At 41.6% G+C, this 262-nt stretch carries 1 pseudogene; it reads right to left on the reverse strand.

The features are described from left to right. Positions 1 to 236, reverse strand: a pseudogene (locus SCA31_RS24000) (hypothetical protein); the annotation flags it as partial. Positions 237 to 262 lie beyond the last annotated feature (26 nt).

Below are 262 nucleotides of genomic sequence, written 5' to 3' on the forward strand. Positions count from 1 at the left end.
CTGTATTCTCTGAATGCTTTTTTAAAGACCAACATCGGATTTTGGTATTCTTTCTCCGAAAGCAAGCCCAGAACCAAAGGAGAGACATCTTCCAACTTCATATTGACAGTCCATTTCCTTTCCTTCAGCGTGATGAGGTAGCCTGCCCGGACAAATGACTGCATCGACTGCCGAAAGTGAAAAAGAACGGACGGATCTTCTTTGATCCAGCTGTTCTTTTTGACCGCATAATTCATAATGTTATGTAATGTCTTTTTAGAGG

This window comes from Chryseobacterium sp. SIMBA_028, from assembly GCF_046535285.1.
In the GTDB taxonomy this organism is placed as follows: domain Bacteria; phylum Bacteroidota; class Bacteroidia; order Flavobacteriales; family Weeksellaceae; genus Chryseobacterium.